Origin of the sequence: Janthinobacterium sp. YR213, from assembly GCF_900099875.1 — a bacterium.
Lineage (GTDB): Bacteria > Pseudomonadota > Gammaproteobacteria > Burkholderiales > Burkholderiaceae_D > Janthinobacterium > Janthinobacterium lividum.
This window is the reverse complement of the sequence record NZ_FNDA01000004.1, coordinates 171970-188533: the sequence shown is the minus strand read 5'-3', so window position 1 is coordinate 188533 and position 16564 is coordinate 171970. Positions and strand designations below refer to the sequence as shown.

The 16564-nt window shown below is 63.1% G+C and carries 13 protein-coding genes and 5 tRNA genes; 11 read left to right on the top strand and 7 right to left on the bottom strand.

The genetic code is table 11. The features are described 5' to 3' along the window. Positions 1–97 precede the first annotated feature (97 nt). Genes BLT98_RS18540 through BLT98_RS18530 form a run of 3 tightly spaced genes read left to right on the top strand, consistent with a single transcriptional unit; the run spans position 98 to position 4732 of the window. Positions 98–1393: a TolC family protein gene (locus BLT98_RS18540; protein WP_092610273.1), complete on the top strand. Its 1296-nt coding sequence runs from the start codon at positions 98–100 to the stop codon at positions 1391–1393. A gap of 28 nt (positions 1394–1421) precedes the next feature. Then, positions 1422–3566, top strand: a complete 2145-nt coding sequence (locus BLT98_RS18535) for an ATP-binding cassette domain-containing protein (protein ID WP_211615009.1) — start codon at positions 1422–1424, stop codon at positions 3564–3566. Next, the gene (locus BLT98_RS18530) at positions 3563–4732 is read left to right on the top strand and encodes an HlyD family type I secretion periplasmic adaptor subunit (RefSeq protein ID WP_070260260.1); all 1170 of its coding nucleotides are present in this window, start codon (positions 3563–3565) and stop codon (positions 4730–4732) included. Before BLT98_RS18535 ends, BLT98_RS18530 begins: the two co-directional genes overlap by 4 nt. A gap of 38 nt (positions 4733–4770) precedes the next feature. On the opposite strand, the gene udk is transcribed toward BLT98_RS18530, so the two are convergent. Beyond that, a complete protein-coding gene (gene udk / locus BLT98_RS18525; RefSeq protein WP_092610270.1) occupies positions 4771–5415 on the bottom strand; it encodes a uridine kinase in 645 nt (214 codons plus the stop codon). Positions 5416–5474: 59 nt separating this feature from the next. Continuing rightward, entirely contained in the window at positions 5475–5978 is a 504-nt protein-coding gene (locus BLT98_RS18520; protein WP_092610266.1) for a DUF2199 domain-containing protein, read from the bottom strand. A gap of 192 nt (positions 5979–6170) precedes the next feature. Between BLT98_RS18520 and BLT98_RS18515 the strand changes: the two genes are divergently transcribed. Continuing rightward, the gene (locus BLT98_RS18515) at positions 6171–6620 is read left to right on the top strand and encodes a DUF4240 domain-containing protein (RefSeq protein ID WP_092610264.1); all 450 of its coding nucleotides are present in this window, start codon (positions 6171–6173) and stop codon (positions 6618–6620) included. A gap of 7 nt (positions 6621–6627) precedes the next feature. After that, positions 6628–6996, top strand: coding sequence for a tetratricopeptide repeat protein (locus BLT98_RS18510; protein WP_092610261.1), 369 nt, complete (start codon positions 6628–6630; stop codon positions 6994–6996). 15 nt (positions 6997–7011) lie between these two features. Here BLT98_RS18510 and BLT98_RS18505 read toward each other — a convergent pair whose 3' ends face one another. The 4 genes from BLT98_RS18505 to rnr form a co-directional block, all read right to left on the bottom strand. Further along, positions 7012–7710, bottom strand: coding sequence for a YceH family protein (locus BLT98_RS18505; protein WP_070260269.1), 699 nt, complete (start codon positions 7708–7710; stop codon positions 7012–7014). Between the two features lie 10 nt (positions 7711–7720). After that, on the bottom strand, positions 7721–8470 hold the full coding sequence (gene cysE / locus BLT98_RS18500; protein WP_070280435.1) for a serine O-acetyltransferase: 750 nt from the start codon (positions 8468–8470) through the stop codon (positions 7721–7723). A gap of 192 nt (positions 8471–8662) precedes the next feature. Then, positions 8663–9406 carry a 23S rRNA (guanosine(2251)-2'-O)-methyltransferase RlmB gene (rlmB, locus tag BLT98_RS18495; RefSeq protein ID WP_034784003.1) on the bottom strand — a complete coding sequence of 248 codons (744 nt, stop codon included), beginning with the start codon at positions 9404–9406 and terminating at the stop codon, positions 8663–8665. Positions 9407–9421: 15 nt separating this feature from the next. Continuing rightward, complete coding sequence (gene rnr / locus BLT98_RS18490; RefSeq protein ID WP_034784001.1) at positions 9422–11971, bottom strand: ribonuclease R; 2550 nt, start codon at positions 11969–11971, stop codon at positions 9422–9424. Between the two features lie 387 nt (positions 11972–12358). On the opposite strand from rnr, the gene BLT98_RS18485 reads away from it, so the two are divergent. The 6 genes from BLT98_RS18485 (at position 12359) to BLT98_RS18460 (ending at position 15596) form a co-directional block, all read left to right on the top strand. Next, a tRNA-Leu gene (locus BLT98_RS18485) sits at positions 12359–12443 on the top strand. A 233-nt stretch (positions 12444–12676) separates the two neighbouring features. Next, complete coding sequence (locus tag BLT98_RS18480) at positions 12677–14860, top strand: heparinase II/III domain-containing protein (RefSeq protein ID WP_092610258.1); 2184 nt, start codon at positions 12677–12679, stop codon at positions 14858–14860. Between the two features lie 192 nt (positions 14861–15052). After that, positions 15053–15137 (top strand) — tRNA-Leu (locus BLT98_RS18475). Between the two features lie 68 nt (positions 15138–15205). After that, positions 15206–15290, top strand: a tRNA-Leu gene (locus BLT98_RS18470). Positions 15291–15358: 68 nt separating this feature from the next. Beyond that, a tRNA-Leu gene (locus BLT98_RS18465) sits at positions 15359–15443 on the top strand. Positions 15444–15511: 68 nt separating this feature from the next. Then, a tRNA-Leu gene (locus BLT98_RS18460) sits at positions 15512–15596 on the top strand. 88 nt (positions 15597–15684) lie between these two features. On the opposite strand, the gene BLT98_RS18455 is transcribed toward BLT98_RS18460, so the two are convergent. Further along, positions 15685–16536, bottom strand: a complete 852-nt coding sequence (locus tag BLT98_RS18455; protein WP_092610255.1) for an SDR family oxidoreductase — start codon at positions 16534–16536, stop codon at positions 15685–15687. Positions 16537–16564 lie beyond the last annotated feature (28 nt).

Sequence of the window (16564 nt, the reverse complement as noted above, 5' to 3'; positions counted from 1 at the left end):
CGCCAGGCGCCGCGCCTGGCACGGCGGCGGGAGCGCAAGACAGCGCGCTCCCGCCACACCTTGAAATGCGTCAGGCCTCGGGCCGGAAAAATACGGGATGAGATTACGCGGTTTCCCAGCACTATCCTCACTGCCACGCATCGCGGCCTTGCTGGCGGCCGTGGCCATGGCATCGGTATCGTCCTTTGCCGGCGCCCAGGGCGCCACCGCCTGGAGCTTCGACCAGGTCTTGCAGCAGGCGCTGCAAAGCCATCCCGCCGTGCAGGGCAAGCGTTCGGCGCAGGCGGCCGCGCGCGCCGAACTCGATGGCGCGCAGTGGCAGCGCTTTCCCAGCCTGTCGGCAGAAGTGCCCACCGGTTCGCAGGAAACGGGCGGCGTGGTGCGCATCGAGCAGCCGCTGTGGAGCGGCGGACGCATCGACGCCGGCATCGATGCCGCCGGCAGCCGGGTCGATGCGGCCGCCGCCGCCATCGAGGAAGAACGCCTGACCCTCTCTTTGCGCGTGATCGCCGCCTACACGGAAGCGCTGCGCCAGACGGCGCGCGTGCGCTCGGCGGAGGCGGGCCTGGCCGAGCACCAGCGCCTGCTGGACATGATCAAGCGCCGCGTGGTGCAGTCGGTCAGCTCGCAGACGGACCAGCGTCTGGCCGAATCGCGCGCCTACCAGGCGGCCAACGACGTATCGAATGCGCGCCAGGCGCTGGAAAACGCGCTGGCGCAGCTGTCGCAACTGGCCGGCAAGCCCGTGCGCCTCGTCAGCGGCACGGGCATCGGCGTGGGAGAACCGCTGCCGGACGCCAGCCTGGAGCGGGTCATGCGCCAGGCCATCGACTATTCCCCCACCCTGCACCGCCTCGATTTCGAGGCGCAGGCAGCCGATTCCGAGATCACCATGCAGCGCTCGGCCTACATGCCGAAAGTCGTGCTGCGCATGGAAAAGCCGACGGGCGGCGGCATCAATGCCGACAACCGCACGCGCGCCATGCTGGTGCTGCAGGCGCAGCCGGGCGCCGGCCTGTCGGCCAAGGCTGGCGTGGATGCCGCCGTGGCCCGGCGCGAAGGCGCGCGCGCCGCGCACGACGTGGCAGAACGCGAGGTGCGCGAGCGTTTCATCCTGGACTGGAACGAGGCCGAAGCGAGCCGCCAGCGCCTGGGCAACGCGGGCGAGGCCAGCACCACCTCGACGCAGGTATTCGAATCGTATGCGCGCCAGTACGTGATCGGCCGCAAGAGCTGGAACGACGTGCTCAACGCCGTGCGCGAAGCGACCCAGGCGCAGTTTTCACTGGAAGACACACGCGCCCAAGCCATCGCCGCCAGCCTGCGCCTGGCCGCGCAAACAGGCACCCTGGCCGGGCGCACGGCGCCGGCAGGCATGGCGCGCGCGAATTGACACCGACATGATGCACACAGGAGACAGCGTGGATACCTCCATCAAACATGGCTTGCTGACACTCATCGAGCGCGCCGCCCGCCTGACGGGCCAGCACGTGCCCGCCGCGCGCCTGGCCGACCTGCAGCGCCAGCTCGATGACGCCGACGACAGCGGCCCGCCCGCCATGGTGCTGACCACCCTCTGGCAGGCGGCCGGGCTGGAAGGCGCGGCGCGTCCGCTGCACGAGCCGACGCCGGGCGAGCTGCCATTCGCCGTCTACAGCGCCAGCACGGGCTGGGGCTTGCTGCAGTCGCGCGGCGCCGACGGCGCCTGGCGCGGCGAAGGCATCGATGGGCGCGCCTTGCAGCTGGCGACACTGGCCGGCCTGGCTTGCGTGGGCCTGCCGCGCCGCAGCGAAAAAAGCGGCGCCCGCCCCGGCGCCCTGGGCCTCGTGCGCAACGCCCTGTGGCTGAAGAAAAGCGTGTTTGTCGACGCCGTGCTGGCCACCGCGCTGGTGACCCTGCTGACCATGGCCACTTCGCTGTTTTCCATGCAGGTGTACGACCGCGTGATCCCGAACCAGAGCTTCAGCACCCTGTGGGTGCTGGTGGTGGGCGTGGCCCTGTCGATCGGCCTGGAATTCATCCTCAAGCAGGTGCGCAGCCGCATCGTCGACCACTCGTGCAATGACGTCGACCATGAATTGTCCGAGTGGTTTTTCCAGCGCATGCTGGGCATCCGCATGGAGGCGCGCCCCGCTTCCGTCGGCACCCTGGCGGCGCAGGTAAAAGGCTTTGAAATGGTGCGCGGCGTGCTGACGTCGACATCGCTGTTCGTGCTGACGGACGTGCCCTTCGCCGTGATTTTTCTCGCCATGATCACCATCATCGGCGGCTGGCTGGTGGTGGTGCCGCTGGTGGCCCTGCCGCTGGCCCTCGTGTGCGGTTTGATGTTCCAGCGCGCCATCGAAAGCCATACGCGCAAGAACCTCAACGCCAGCAACCGCAAGGCGGGCTTGCTGGTGGAAGCCGTCGATGGCGTCGAAACGCTCAAGGGCAGCAGCGCCGAATGGATGATGCAGGCGCGCTGGGCCGAACTGGTGGCCGAGAGCAGCCACGCGGAGCAGAATATCCGCGACTATGCGGCCCTGTCGCAAAACATCACGGCCGCCTTCCAGCAGCTGACCAACGTGGCGCTGATCTCCATGGGCGCGTGGTTCGTGGCGGAAAACCAGATGACCATGGGCGCCCTGATGGCGTGCACCATCATCAGCAACCGCGCCCTGATGCCCATCGTGCAGCTGCCCGCCGTGATGGTGCAGTGGGCGCATGCGCGCGCCTCGATCGACGGCCTGGAGCAAGTCATCAGCCTGCCCAACGAAGCGGACAATGCGCAGTTCGCGCTGACGCCGCGCAGCCTCGATACGGGCTTGCGCTTCGAACGCATCCGCTTTACGTATGGCGGCGCGCAAAAGGTGGCGCTGGAAGTGGAAAACCTGGCCATCCGCCCCGGCGAGCGCGTCGGCCTGGTGGGCGCCATCGGTTCGGGCAAGAGCACCCTGCTGAAACTGGCCTCGGGCCTGTACCAGCCGGCCGAAGGCAAGGTGTACCTGGGCGACGTCGACATGGCCCTGCTGGCGCCGGCCGTGGTGCGCGAAATGGTCGGCTACCTGCCGCAGGAAACGCGGCTGTTCAGCGGCACCCTGCGCGACAACCTGCTACTGGGGCTGGCCGACCCGGGCGAGGAAGCGATCCTGGCGGCCGCCAAACGCACGGGCCTGATCGAACTGATACTGGGCCAGCCACGGGGACTGGCGCTGGGCATCACCGAAGGCGGGCGCGGCGTGTCGGGCGGCCAGCGCCAGTTGATCGCCGTCACGCGTTTGCTGCTGGCCAAGCCGCGCATCTGGCTGCTCGATGAACCGACTGGGGCCATGGATGCGAAGACGGAAGCGCGCATCGTGGGGCTGTTGGGCGAACTGGCGGCCGAAGGCGTGACCATGGTCGCCACCACGCACAAGAACGCCCTCCTGCCCCTGCTCGACCGCCTGGTGGTGCTGCAGGCGGGACGGGTGCTGCTCGACGGCCCGCGCGACACCGTGCTGGCCAAGCTGTCGGGCAAGCCGCAAGCCGTACCCGCCCCTGCCCCGGCACCGCAAGCAGCGCCGGTGGCGCAAGGAGCGGTGGCATGAAACTGGCCAAGGTCGAAGCGCGGGAAGAAGCGAAACGGGGCCGGGTGCTGATCTGGAGCTGCACGGCGGCGCTGGCCGGCGTCATCGCCTGGGCTTCGTGGGCGGAGCTGGACCAGGTCACGCGCGCCAACGGCCAGGTGATCGCCAGTTCGCGCAACCAGATCATCCAGGTGGCCGATGGCGGCGTGCTGGCCGAACTGCGCGTGCATGAAGGCAGCATCGTGAAAAAGGGCGAATTGCTGGCCCGCTTCGACCGCACGCGGGCCGAGACGAGCTACCTGGAAAGCACGGCCAAGGCGGCCGGACTGAAGGCGGCCGTGGCGCGCCTGCAGGCGGAAGTGTTTGGCGGTGCGCCGAAGTTCCCGCCCGAACTGCAGGCGTTCCCGGAATTTCGCGCCAACCAGCTGGCCCTGTTCAGCAAGCGCCAGGGTGCCGTGCAAGCGGAAGTGAGCTCACTGGAAAGCGCCATGAAGCTGATCAAGGAAGAGCTGGAAATGAATCTGCCGCTGCTGGAAACGGGCGATGTCAGCCGCGCCGAAGTGCTGAAACTGCGGCGGCAGGTGGTCGATATCCAGGCGCAGATCACCAACCGGCGCAACAAATACCTGCAGGACAGCCAGACGGACCTGGTGAAAGCCCAGGAAGACCTGGCCGGCGTGCTGCAGACGGTGACGCAGCGCAAGGAGCAGCTGGGCTCGACGGATATCTACGCGCCCACCGACGGCATCGTGCGCAACGTGCGCCTCACTACCCTGGGCGGCGTGGCCAAGCCGGGCGAGGAAATCCTGCAGATCGTGCCCACGGACGATGACCTGATCATCGAGGCGAAAGTCAAGCCGGCCGACATCGCCTTCATCAAGCCCGGCCTGCCCACGGCCGTGAAACTGGACGCCTACGACTACGGCATCTACGGCCGCCTGCGCGGCACCGTCAGCTACATCAGCGCGGACACCTTAAGTGAAGACAACAAGGGCAACGAACAGCCGTACTACCGCGTGCAGATCAAGACCAGCGGGCGCAACCTGATGGGCAAGAATGGCGAGCCGATCCTGATCCAGCCCGGCATGACGGCCACCGTGGAAATCAACACGGGCCGCAAGACGGTCTTGCGCTACCTGACGAAACCGATCACCAAGACATTCTCGGAGTCGATGGGGGAGCGCTGACGCAGCGGGCTGCGTCAGCCTGCTTCAGCCGGCAGGCTTCAAACGGCCGGTTTCAATCGGCCAATGACGCTGGCCACCTTGGCCGTGATCATGTCGACCGCGGGGCCGTTGGCGCCGTGCGGCAAAATGACGTCGGCATTGCGCTTGGTCGGTTCGATGAATTGCTTGTGCATCGGGCGCACGGTTTCCAGGTACTGCTCGATGACGCTTTCCACCGAGCGGCCGCGTTCCGTGATATCGCGTTGCATGCGGCGGATGAAGCGCACGTCGGAGGCCGTGTCGACAAAGATCTTCAGCGACATCATGTTGCGCAAGTCTTCGTCATACAGGGCAAACAAGCCTTCGATCACGATCACCGGCGCCGGCTTGACCAAGATGGTCCTGTCGGAGCGGTTGTGCAGCGTGAAGTCGTACTCGGGCATCTCGATCGCCTCGCCATTACGCAAGGCCTGGATGTGCTGCACCAGCAATGGCCACTCGAACGCCTGCGGATGGTCGTAATTCTGCTGCCTGCGCACTTCAGGGGAGAGATGGGTTTGGTCGCAGTAGTAGTCGTCCTGCATCACGACCGAGACCATGTCGGCGCCAAAGGACGCCAGCACTTGTTGGGATACGGTGGACTTGCCACTGCCGCTTCCGCCAGCGACACCAATAACAAACGGTTGGAAGGAAATAGTATTCATGCCGAATGATACCGGAAACGTGCGCGGACCGACAGGGAGCGGCTGAAAAGCCGGGCCTGTCAATCGCCATGCATCAGTCGTGCATACAGCTCGGCCACCCGCTCTGCCGTGATGCCGTCGCGCTGTGCCACCGCCAGCGGGTGATCGGTCGGTTCCAGCTCGATGGCCGGACGCATGCCGTCGTCGCGCAGGTGCACGCGGGTCTTCAGGTTCAGGGTAGCGGGATACACGGGCAGTTGCGTGCTGAGCCAGCCGAAGAAGGGGCCGATGTGCGCCCGTTTGGCATCGTTGAAGCAGGCGTCCCATGCGTCGAAGCTGTCGCCGCTCAGCGATACCCACACGCCCCAGCTGAATGGCTCATCCGCGCCGTGCACGGGGATGTCGAGGGTGGCGCGCACGAAACAGTGCGCTTCGTCAACGATGCAAGCGTCGCTGTCGAGCTGGCAGCGTGCTTCGCGTTCGGCAGGCGCCATCTGCTGGTACAGCCACGGCGCATCGGCGCCGAAGCTGGGCATGCCCGTGTGGGTCTCGCCGCAGGAGCGGCACAGGAAGGAAAAAGTCATGTGGGAAGGACGCTTGGTCGAATTATTTGCGGTGTTGATTACAAAGAGTTACTTGGGGAAACCGTGCGCTTGGCATTCGGGCAAGATGATATTCTAAACAATCCCACGATGTACAGACGGGACGCATCGCGCCACCGGCATTGCATGCCTGATCTCTTTCAGTATCGATAGATGATTTACCTGGAATAAACAATGAACGAAGAAAAATTTTGGCAGCTGATAGAGCAAATCGACCGTGAAGCCCTGGAAGACGGCGACGCCGATGCCGCGGTGGAACCATTGACCGAAGCGCTCGCCGAGTTGCCGGTCAAGGACATCAAGGGCTTCGAAGAGTGCCTGGCTCAGGCACTGTACCAGCTCGATGGCAAGGTGTTTGCGGACCATGCCGGTAACTCAGGAAAGTCGGATGACGGTTTCCTGTATGCGCGCTGTTTCGTCGTCGGCTCGGGCAAGGCCACGTATGACAGCGTGCTGGCCGACCCCACGCTGATGCCCGATCAAACGGACGCGTGGCTGGAGGAACTGTTGAGCGTCGCTCCCGAGGCCTGGTCCGGGAAGACAGGGCGTGATACCGATGACTGGGATTTTACCGCCAGCGTCGACTATGAAACCGGAAGCAATTCCGCCGCCTGGCCTGGCTAAGGCGGCAATGGACGCCATCGCCGCAAGCAGGGCGCATATCCAGCTGGCCGAAGGCGATGCCGGGCAATGGGAGGCGCACATGGCGGCAGCTGAAGCCGTGTTGCGCAGCGCCTTGCAAGCGGCCCGGCAAGACACGGCCCTGATCACCTGCCTGGGCGCCGTGCTGTGCGACCAGGGCAAGTACAGGGACGCCGTCAACGTACTGGAAACGGCGCTCAAGCTCGGTTCGACGGACAGCCATACCCATTACAACCTGGGGGTGGCTCTGGCGGGACTGGCAAAACCGCGCAAGGCCATGGCGCAATTTGGCAAGGCGCAGGGCCTTGCCGCTTCCAGCCTGACCTGGACCGCCTATTTCGACCCGCAAGCCCAATAGGCGCGTGCCTGGAAATTATTCGAACTGCTTGCGGAACGCCTCGAACTGCGCCGCCAGGCCATCGAAGTCGCTGCGCAATTGCAGCACTTCCTGTTCCAGCTGGGCCACCCTGCTGCCCTGCTGCGGCGCGCTGACGGCGCCCGCAAAACCTGCCGCCGTCTCGATCTGCGCCAGCGCCTCTTCGCCGCCCAGCAGATGGCCGTAGCGCGGTTCCTTGGCGCCGGGCGCGACGGCCAGCTTGGCCACCAGCGGCGGGTATTTGTCGATCAAGAATTGCAGGCCGGCTTCCACTTCCGCCACGGACTTGAATTCATGCACGCGGCCGCTGCGGCTGCGGATCTCGCCCGCCGTCTGCAAGCCGCGCAACATCAATATCGTCAGGATGGCCAGCTTGTCCTGTTCCAGCGACCACTTGATGCGCATGCGGTGTTCGTACTTCGCGACCCGCGCGCCCGCCTGTGTGATGCCGTTGACGAACTTGCGCTGCATCAAACGCTGCAGCACGTCATAGACGGTTTCTTCGGACAGGGCCATGACGGGGTCGCGGCTGGACAGCTGGTTGCAGCCGTTCGTCAAGGCATTCAGCGACAGCGGATAGCTGTCCGGCGTCAGCGCTTCCTTTTCGGCCAGCACGGCCAGCACGCGGATCTCGAAGGGGTCGAGCAGATTGGGATTGTCGCTGCTTTTTTCTGCTGCGTTTGCGTCTGTAGTCATGCCTGTATCCTTAATCAACCAGCTTGTTCATTTGCTCGGAATCGAATTTATCACACTCGGGCACGCCCTGGCAGCAGATGCCCGCCGCCTTCAGGGTGGCGAGGATGGTTTCGATGCGCTGTTCCTGTGCCACGGCATGCGTGATCAAGCCTTGCAGGGCTTTCGACAGCGGATCGTCGCCGTTGGGCGTGACGCCATATGCGGCGAACAAATGGGCCGTGCTGCCCTCGCGCAGGGCGCTGACATCCTTTTGCACGATGTGCGCGGGGTTGCCGACAGCCGTGGCGCCGGACGGCACGGGTTTCAGCAGCACGGCGTTCGAACCCACCTTGGCGTACTCGCCCACCGTGAAACTGCCCAGCACCTGCGCGCCTGCGCCGACGATGACGCCCCGCTCCAGCGTCGGATGGCGCTTGGCGCCACTGTGCAGCGAGGTGCCGCCCAAGGTCACGCCCTGGTAGATGGTGCAGTCGTCGCCGACGACGGCCGTCTCGCCGATCACCACGCCGAAGCCATGGTCGATGAAGACGCGCCGGCCGATGACGGCGCCCGGGTGTATCTCGATGCCCGTGATGATGCGGGCGATATATGAAATGAAGCGCCCTACCCACTTCAGGTGCCGCGTCCAGCACCAGTGCGCCCAGCCATGCATGACGATGGCGTGCAGGCCAGGATAACAGGTCAGCACCTCCCAGCCATTGCGGGCGGCAGGGTCACGTTCAATGATGCTGTTGATATCTTCGCGCAGGTGGTGGAACATAATGAAAATGAATAAGGTGGAACGCAAATGGTAGCGTATTCGGCGGCGTGCTGCCGGGGAGGCAGATAAACAACCGCCGCCTCAAGGGCGGCGGCATATCAAAGAAGCGCTACAAAACGTTCAGGGCAAGGCGCATTGCCGGAGACAGTACAAAAGGACGGCGAGGCAATGCAACGCCGCCCTGGACGTTTTTTAGCCTTCTTTCGCGATGCGCTGGCGGCGGGCTTCGTAGAGACAGACGCCGGAAGCGACCGACACGTTCAGGCTCTCGACGGAGCCGAACATCGGAATGCTGACGAGGATATCGCAGGTGTCGCGCGTCAAACGGCGCATGCCTTCGCCTTCGGACCCCATGACGAGGGCCGTCGGGCCCGTGAAATCGGCTTCGTACAAGCCTTTTTCGCCGTCGTCGGACGTGCCGATCAGCCAGATGCCGCGCTCTTTCAGTTCGCGCATGGTGCGCGCCAGGTTCGTCACGGTGATGTACGGGACGGTTTCGGCGGCGCCACTGGCGACCTTGGCGGCCGTGGCGTTGAGGCCCACGGCGCGGTCCTTCGGCACGATCACGGCATGCGCGCCGACGCCGTCGGCCACGCGCAGGCAGGCGCCCAGGTTGTGTGGGTCGGTGATGCCGTCGAGAATCAACAGCAGCGGCGGGCCGTCGATGGCGTCCAGCAGCTCATCGAGATTGCGCGCCAGCGACAGCTGCGAGGCAAACGCGATCACGCCCTGGTGGCGGCGCGTGCCGACGATCTTGTCCAGACGCGAAGAGTCGACAGGCATGACGCGCACGTTGGCAGCCTTGGCGGCGGCGATCATGTCCTTCATGCGGCCGTCGACGCGGCTGGCATCGACGAAAATTTCTTCCACGGACGACGCTTCATGACGCAGACGCGAGGTGACGGCGTGGAAGCCGAAAATCATTTTATTCTTCATTTGTTATCGTTTCTTTTATCGCTTGTTCTTGCTTGATTTTGATACAGTTTTTGCTGCACGTGGTGCCGCCGCAGCGGGTGCCGCGGCTGGTTTCTTGCTGCGCTTAGGTTCGGCGGCCTTGGGGGCTTCCTTCAGCGCTGCCTTGGCTGCAGGCTTGGCTTGCGCCTTGGCGCCATTGGAACGGCCGCCGGAACCCTTGCCGGCCTTGCCGCCGTTGTTGACGCTGGCCTTGATCTCATGGCGCTGCTCGGTCGCAGGACCGGGCTTGACCATGGATTTCTTTTCGCCCTTGCGCTTGCCGGCGCCGTTCGGCTTGGCTGGCGCATCTTCGCCCGCCAGTTCCGCATCGGTAACCAAACGCAGGTCGATCTTGCGCGTTTCCAGGTCGACACGCGCCACTTGCACCGTCAGACGGTCGGTCAGCTGGTAGCGCTTGCCCGTGCGTTCGCCGCGCAATTCATGGCGCGCATCGTCGTACTGGAAGTAGTCGGTGCCCAGCTCGGTGACGTGCACCAGGCCTTCGACAAACAGGGTGTCCAATTGTACGAAGACGCCGAAGGTGGTCACGCCGGTGATGGTGCCGGTGAACTCTTCACCCAATTTGTCTTGCATGAAGTAGCACTTCAGCCAGGCTTCCACGTCGCGCGACGCTTCGTCGGCGCGGCGCTCGTTGGCCGAGCAATGCACGCCCAGCGCGTCCCAGATCGTCAGGTCCGTCTTCTTCGGCTTGCCATCGGCCTTGTCCTTCGCTTGCTGCTTGCGCGTGGCGTTCGACACGTTCGTGTTCAGCACGGTCTTCTCGGACAGCTTCGGCTCGTATTTCTTGCCTTGCAAAATGGCCTTGATGGCGCGGTGCGTCAGCAGGTCGGGATAGCGGCGGATCGGGCTGGTGAAGTGGGCATATGCCTCGTACGCCAGGCCGAAGTGGCCGATATTGTCCGGGCTGTAGACGGCTTGCTGCATCGAGCGCAGCAGCATCGTTTGCAGCAGGGCCGCGTCGGGACGCGCCTTGATCTGCTGCATCAGGGTCTGGTAATCGGATGCCGATGGCGTGTCGCCGCCCGTCAGGTTCAGGCCCACCTGCTTGAGGAAGGTGCGCACTTGCGTGAGCTTTTCCTTGGTCGGGCTGGCGTGGATGCGGTAGGTGCCGGGATGCTTGTTGCGCAGCAACAGATCCGCCGCGCAGACGTTGGCCGCCAGCATGCACTCTTCGATGATCTTGTGCGCTTCGTTGCGCGTGCGCGGGATGATCTTTTCGATCTTGCCGGCGCTATTGCAGACGATATACGTTTCCGTCGTCTCGAAGTCGATGGCGCCCCGCTCCGTGCGTGCCTTCAGCAAGGCGCGGTAGACGGCTTCCAGGTTTTGCAGGTGCGGCAGGATGTCCGCGCGGCGTGCCGCTTCGGGTCCCTTGGTGTTGCCCAGCACGGCGGCGACTTCGTCATACGTGAGGCGCGCGGCCGAATGGATGACGGCCGGGTAGAACTGGTAAGCCTTCAGCTCGCCCTTGTCGCTGACGACGGCGTCGCAGACGAGGGTCAAACGGTCGACGGCCGGGTTCAGCGAACAAAGGCCATTCGACAGTTTTTCCGGCAGCATCGGGATCACGCGGCGCGGGAAGTAGACGGACGTGCTGCGTTCGAGCGCATCGGCATCGAGCGCGTCGTTCGGCTTCACGTAATGGCTGACGTCGGCAATCGCCACGATCAGGCGGAAGCAGTTGGCGCGGCCAATCTTGACGGGTTCGCAATACACGGCATCGTCGAAATCGCGTGCGTCCTCGCCATCGATGGTGACCAAAGGCACGTCGCGCAGGTCGACACGGTCTTTCAGGTCGGCGGCGCGCACTTCGAAGGGCAGTTTTTCAGCCTGCTTGAGGGCGGCGGCGGAAAAGACGTGCGGCACGTTGAATTTACGCACGGCAATCTCGATTTCCATGCCGGGATCATCGAGGGCACCGAGCACTTCGACGATCTTGCCGACCGGCTGCTTGAAGCGCATCGGTTGCTCGGTCAGCTCGACGCTGACGATCTGGCCGGCCTTCGCCTTGCCCACCGAACCGGTCACCAGGATGTCCTGGCCGATGCGCTGGTCTTCCGGCGCCACGACCCAGGTACCGTTTTCCTGGATCAGGCGGCCGATGACGTGGGTATTGGCACGGTAGGTGACTTCCACGATCGTGCCTTCCGGGCGGCCGCGGCGGTCCGTGCCGACGATGCGGGCCATGACCTTGTCGCCATGCAGTACTTTCTGCATTTCTTTCTCAGGCAGGAACAGGTCGGCGCTGGCGTCGTCGGGAATGACAAAGCCGAAGCCATCGCGGTGGCTGGTAACGCGACCGGCGACAAGCGCGCTCTGGTCGGCCAGGCTGAAAACACCGCTGGCGTCAGACTTGAGCTGGCCGTCGCGCTCCATCGCCTTCAGGCGACGGACCAGGACATCCATGGAATCGGCATGCACTTGCAGCGTTTTCCCGAGAGACTGCGGGTCGAGAGGCGCGTTGACGCTGCGGAATATGCCGAGAATGTCCTCCCGGCTGGGGATGGTGTGGGTATTTTGGCTCAAAAGTATTTCTATAGTTGTTATTGACAGTGATCAAACGGAAGACAAAGACCGATGACATCACCGTCAATATTGACACGGTGATGTCCGGTAGTGTACCGGAGGACGCCTTGGTTTGCCTAACGGACAGCGTAGCGGAAACCGAACAAGTGCCCCGCCGATGAAAAAAAGGAGAAAAGCTGCGCAATGCATTTGACTTCGGCAAATATTGCTCTATAATCTCGGTCTCTTGCAGCGACAAACCTTCACGGGAATGCAGTTGCAGGAAAGCGGTACAGGGTTGATGTGCAGTATGGAGCGAAAGCTCATCTGGCGCAAAACTCTTCAAGCCGTTATAATAGCAGAATTGTTGCGAAGTTATTTTGCGACAAGTAATAGAGCAGCATCAGTGCCCACGTGGCGGAATTGGTAGACGCGCATGGTTCAGGTCCATGTGCCTTCGGGTGTAGGGGTTCGAGTCCCTTCGTGGGCACCATTACCTAATTCGCAAAAAAGCCGCAAACTTTCACGAGTTTGCGGCTTTTTTCATTTCCGCAGCACGGCACCAACCCGCCCGGGCAATTGTCAAAAAAGAACATTTTTACTCCATTCAATAGTATATTGACATCTCCCCATGTCACGCATCGCGCGTGACTGGCAACAGCATTACGGAGAGAAGTCATGACATGCAGGCCAGGCAAACACCAACGGATTCTTTTCAACAGCTTCATGGCATTAAGCCTCGGCGCTGGCGCCAGCCAGGCGGCGGACTGGGTAAGCACCCGCTCCAGCAGCCCTGAAATCGTCAAACCGGCACCGGAACAAGTGAAATTGCAGGTGCAAAATCCGCCTTCCTTTGCCTGGCCGCGCCATGCCAGCTATCCGGCGCAATATGTCGTGGAGATTTTGCCGGTTGGCGGCACCGCGAGCAGCCACACCGTCTCGCGCAATTTCCTGCTGCCATCGAGCGCACTGCCGCCCGGCGAGTATGAATGGCGCGTCAGCCCGCTTTCCACGTCCCGCGACTGGTCCGACAAGCGTCCGTTTACCATCGACAGCAATTCACGCAATTTTGTCGTTCCCGAATCGTCCGATATGGCGGCGACCGTGCGGGCCCACCCGCGCCCGCGCCAGTTGCCAGCCTCCTTCGCGCAAGCGAGCGCCTGGGATGCCGCCATGGAGAGCAAGCGGCGCCCCTTCCTGAACCGCCTCGTCAGCGAAGTCAATCTGAATACCACGGCCGTGGCCAGCGTCAACGATGGCATGTGGACCACGCCCAACGATGGCGGCCAGTACAACCGCATCGCCAATGCCGCCGGCGCCGTGATCCGGCAAATGGAAGCGGCCGCCTTGCTATTTCGCCTGACACAGGAACGCAGGTATCTGGATGAAGCCATACTGCGCGGCGACCAGCTGGCCGCCCTGAGCCCGGATGGCCCCACCAGTTATAAAGCGCAGGACCAGGTGGCGCGCATGATTGCCCTGGTACTTGCCAAGGGTGCCGACTTCCTGTGGCTGGATCTGGATGCGCCCCGCCGCGCGCACTGGCTGTCGGTCGCCGCGCAGCGGCTGACGCCCATTTACGCGGACCTGTCCATCGCCGGCGGACGCCTGGACCAGTCCCCCATGGACTCGCACGGCGTCGAGGCACTGGGCTATCTTGCCGCCGCCTCGACCCTGCTGCTCGACGCCAGGCCGGAAGCGCAAGCCTGGTTCGACTTTGCCGTACGCTCGTATATGCATATCGTCCACGTCTGGAGCGGCCCGGAAGGCGGCTTTGCCAACGGCTCGGCGTATGGCCAGTACACCACCGATATACAGTTGCAACTATGGCAGCCGCTGGCCGAAGCCACCGGCGTCAACCTGTTCAACAAACCGTGGGCAGCGGGATTTTCCAGCTATTTCATGCAGTTCATCCCACCGAACGCCCCACGCCACGTCTTCGGCGATGTCCACGAAAGCAAGCCGGACCCGGCACCCCTGAAGGCGTATGTGGCACGGCAAGCCACGCCAGCGGCCGCCTGGTACAGCAGCCAGCCGGGCGCGCAGGAAAATCCCATCACCCTGCTGCAGGCGCCCTACCCACTGCCTGCCGACACGGTCGCGCCCGAAGCACCGCCCAACGCCATGCTCTTTCCCAGCATTGGCTGGGCAGCCATGCACAGCGACATGAGCAACGCCGCCCGCACTTCCGTCTACTTCAAATCGAGTCCGTTCGGCGCCTTCAACCACAGCCACGGGGATCAAAACAGCCTGGTCATCAACAGCGGCGGCAAGCCACTGCTGATCGAAGCCGGCTACCAGGACTACTACGCATCGCCGCTGTCGCAAAGCTGGTACCGCCAGTCGCGCGCCCACAACGCCATCACCTTTGATGGAGGGAAAGGCCAATTCATCGCCGGCCACTACGAGATGCGCTACAAAAACGGCAAGATCACGGCATTCATGCACGACACGGACCTCGACTACGTGGAAGGCGATGCCAGTGCCGCCTACAGCAACGACTTGAGCCTGGCCAAGCGCCAAATATGGTATTCGCGCTCGAACGACGTGGTGGTGGTGCTCGACAAGCTGAACTCCGCAACGCCCCGCACTTTCGAATGGAACATGCATGCGCTCAACACTCTATACCTGTATCCGAATGGCCGGGCCAGCATAGAAAATGGCACGGCTTCGCTTTGCCTGCAATCATTACGGCCAGACGAGGAACAATTGTCCAGCTTTAGCGCCCCCAATCCGCCCAAGGAGGCAAGCCAGCAGCACGCCGCCTACGTCAAGACCACCCCGGCCATGGCGGCGGAGTTCCTGATCGTGCTCGACATCGGCTGCAAATCGGTGCCAACCTCCCTGCAGACAGTGCCTGGCGGACGCTTGCTGCAGATCGGCACGCAAACCATCACCCTGCCGCAATAAGCGCCAAATGCCTGTTTTTGCTAAAAAAACAGGCAGATTCATCTTGCCTTTCATAGGGAAATGGCTTTTTTCAGGTGAAAAGGGTGTTTCTTGAAGAAAAGTGCAAAATGTTGATTGACCGAATGCACGCCAGCCCTTATGATTTTGTCCTCGCTGCAGAACATGCAGCGACAAGCAGCAAGCAGTAACAATGCCCACGTGGCGGAATTGGTAGACGCGCATGGTTCAGGTCCATGTGCCTTCGGGTGTAGGGGTTCGAGTCCCTTCGTGGGCACCACCAGCAACAAGTTGTCGATTGTTGTGATCCGCAGTAAAGTAGCAGATAGTAGTAACAAGCAGCACAATGCCCACGTGGCGGAATTGGTAGACGCGCATGGTTCAGGTCCATGTGCCTTCGGGTGTAGGGGTTCGAGTCCCTTCGTGGGCACCACCAGCAACAAGTTGTCGATTGTTGTGATCCGCAGTAAAGTAGCAGATAGTAGTAACAAGCAGCACAATGCCCACGTGGCGGAATTGGTAGACGCGCATGGTTCAGGTCCATGTGCCTTCGGGTGTAGGGGTTCGAGTCCCTTCGTGGGCACCACCAGCAACGAGTTGTTGTCGTTGTAGTCCGCAGTACAGTAGTAAGATATAGCAACAAGCAGCATCAGTGCCCACGTGGCGGAATTGGTAGACGCGCATGGTTCAGGTCCATGTGCCTTCGGGTGTAGGGGTTCGAGTCCCTTCGTGGGCACCATTACCTAATTCGCAAAAAAGCCGCAAACTTTCACGAGTTTGCGGCTTTTTTCATTTCAAGATGCCGCGCTGCCGCGCGGCCCTTTCCCTTATTTGGCCAGTGCCGCCTTCACGGCGTCAAACAGGCTCGTCGTCGGACGGCCAATCAGCGCGCTCAATTGCTTGCCATTGTCTTCCAGGCCGCCCTTGGCCGCGCCCGCATCGGAGTCGGCCAGCAGGTCGGCAAAACCTTCCGGTACACCCACGCTCACCAGCGCCGCCTTGAAGTCCGCTTGCGGCATATCCTTGTACGCAATCGCCTTGCCCGACTGGCGCGCCACTTCGGCCGCGTACTCGGCCAGGGTAAAGCCGTCGTCGCCAGCCAGTTCATAGATGGCTTGCGGCTGGGGCGCCGTCAGCACGGCGGCGGCCGCCGCCGCGTAGTCAAGGCGCGCGGCGGACGAGAAGCGGCCGTTTTGCGCCGCACCGAGCACGACGCCATGCTCGAGCACGGGCGCCAGGTGCTCCGTATGGTTTTCCAGGTACCAGCCGTTGCGCAGGAAAGTGTACGGCAGGCCGGACGCGCGGATGGCCGCTTCCGTAATGACGTGCTCGGCGGCCAGGCCCAGCGGCGACGTGTCGGCGCGCAAGACGCTGGTGTAGGCCAGCAAGGCCACGCCGGCCCGCTTGGCCGCATCGATGACGTTCTGGTGCTGCTGCGCGCGCTGGCCCACTTCGCTCGACGAAATCAGCAGGATCTTCGTTGCGCCCTTGAATGCCGCATCGAGGCTGGCGCCATCGTTGTAATCGGCCTGGCGCACTTGCACGCCCTGGGCGGCCAGGCCGGCGGCCTTGGCCGGGTTGCGCACGGCGGCGATGATATTGGCTGCGGGGATGGATGTGAGCAGGCTGGCGATGACGAGCTGTCCCAGATTGCCTGTGGCGCCGGTGATGACGATCATGATTTCTCCTTGGTACGTGGGTGGTAAA

What these genes read in the sequence shown, in the direction of transcription:
- BLT98_RS18540 (WP_092610273.1), top strand. Translation starts at nt 98, where the DNA reads ATGAGATTACGCGGTTTCCCAGCACTATCCTCACTGCCACGCATCGCG.
- BLT98_RS18530 (WP_070260260.1), top strand. Translation starts at nt 3,563, where the DNA reads ATGAAACTGGCCAAGGTCGAAGCGCGGGAAGAAGCGAAACGGGGCCGG.
- udk (WP_092610270.1), bottom strand. Translation starts at nt 5,415, where the DNA reads ATGAATACTATTTCCTTCCAACCGTTTGTTATTGGTGTCGCTGGCGGA.
- BLT98_RS18520 (WP_092610266.1), bottom strand. Translation starts at nt 5,978, where the DNA reads ATGACTTTTTCCTTCCTGTGCCGCTCCTGCGGCGAGACCCACACGGGC.
- BLT98_RS18515 (WP_092610264.1), top strand. Translation starts at nt 6,171, where the DNA reads ATGAACGAAGAAAAATTTTGGCAGCTGATAGAGCAAATCGACCGTGAA.
- BLT98_RS18510 (WP_092610261.1), top strand. Translation starts at nt 6,628, where the DNA reads ATGGACGCCATCGCCGCAAGCAGGGCGCATATCCAGCTGGCCGAAGGC.
- BLT98_RS18505 (WP_070260269.1), bottom strand. Translation starts at nt 7,710, where the DNA reads ATGACTACAGACGCAAACGCAGCAGAAAAAAGCAGCGACAATCCCAAT.
- cysE (WP_070280435.1), bottom strand. Translation starts at nt 8,470, where the DNA reads ATGTTCCACCACCTGCGCGAAGATATCAACAGCATCATTGAACGTGAC.
- rlmB (WP_034784003.1), bottom strand. Translation starts at nt 9,406, where the DNA reads ATGAAGAATAAAATGATTTTCGGCTTCCACGCCGTCACCTCGCGTCTG.
- BLT98_RS18480 (WP_092610258.1), top strand. Translation starts at nt 12,677, where the DNA reads ATGGCATTAAGCCTCGGCGCTGGCGCCAGCCAGGCGGCGGACTGGGTA.
- BLT98_RS18455 (WP_092610255.1), bottom strand. Translation starts at nt 16,536, where the DNA reads ATGATCGTCATCACCGGCGCCACAGGCAATCTGGGACAGCTCGTCATC.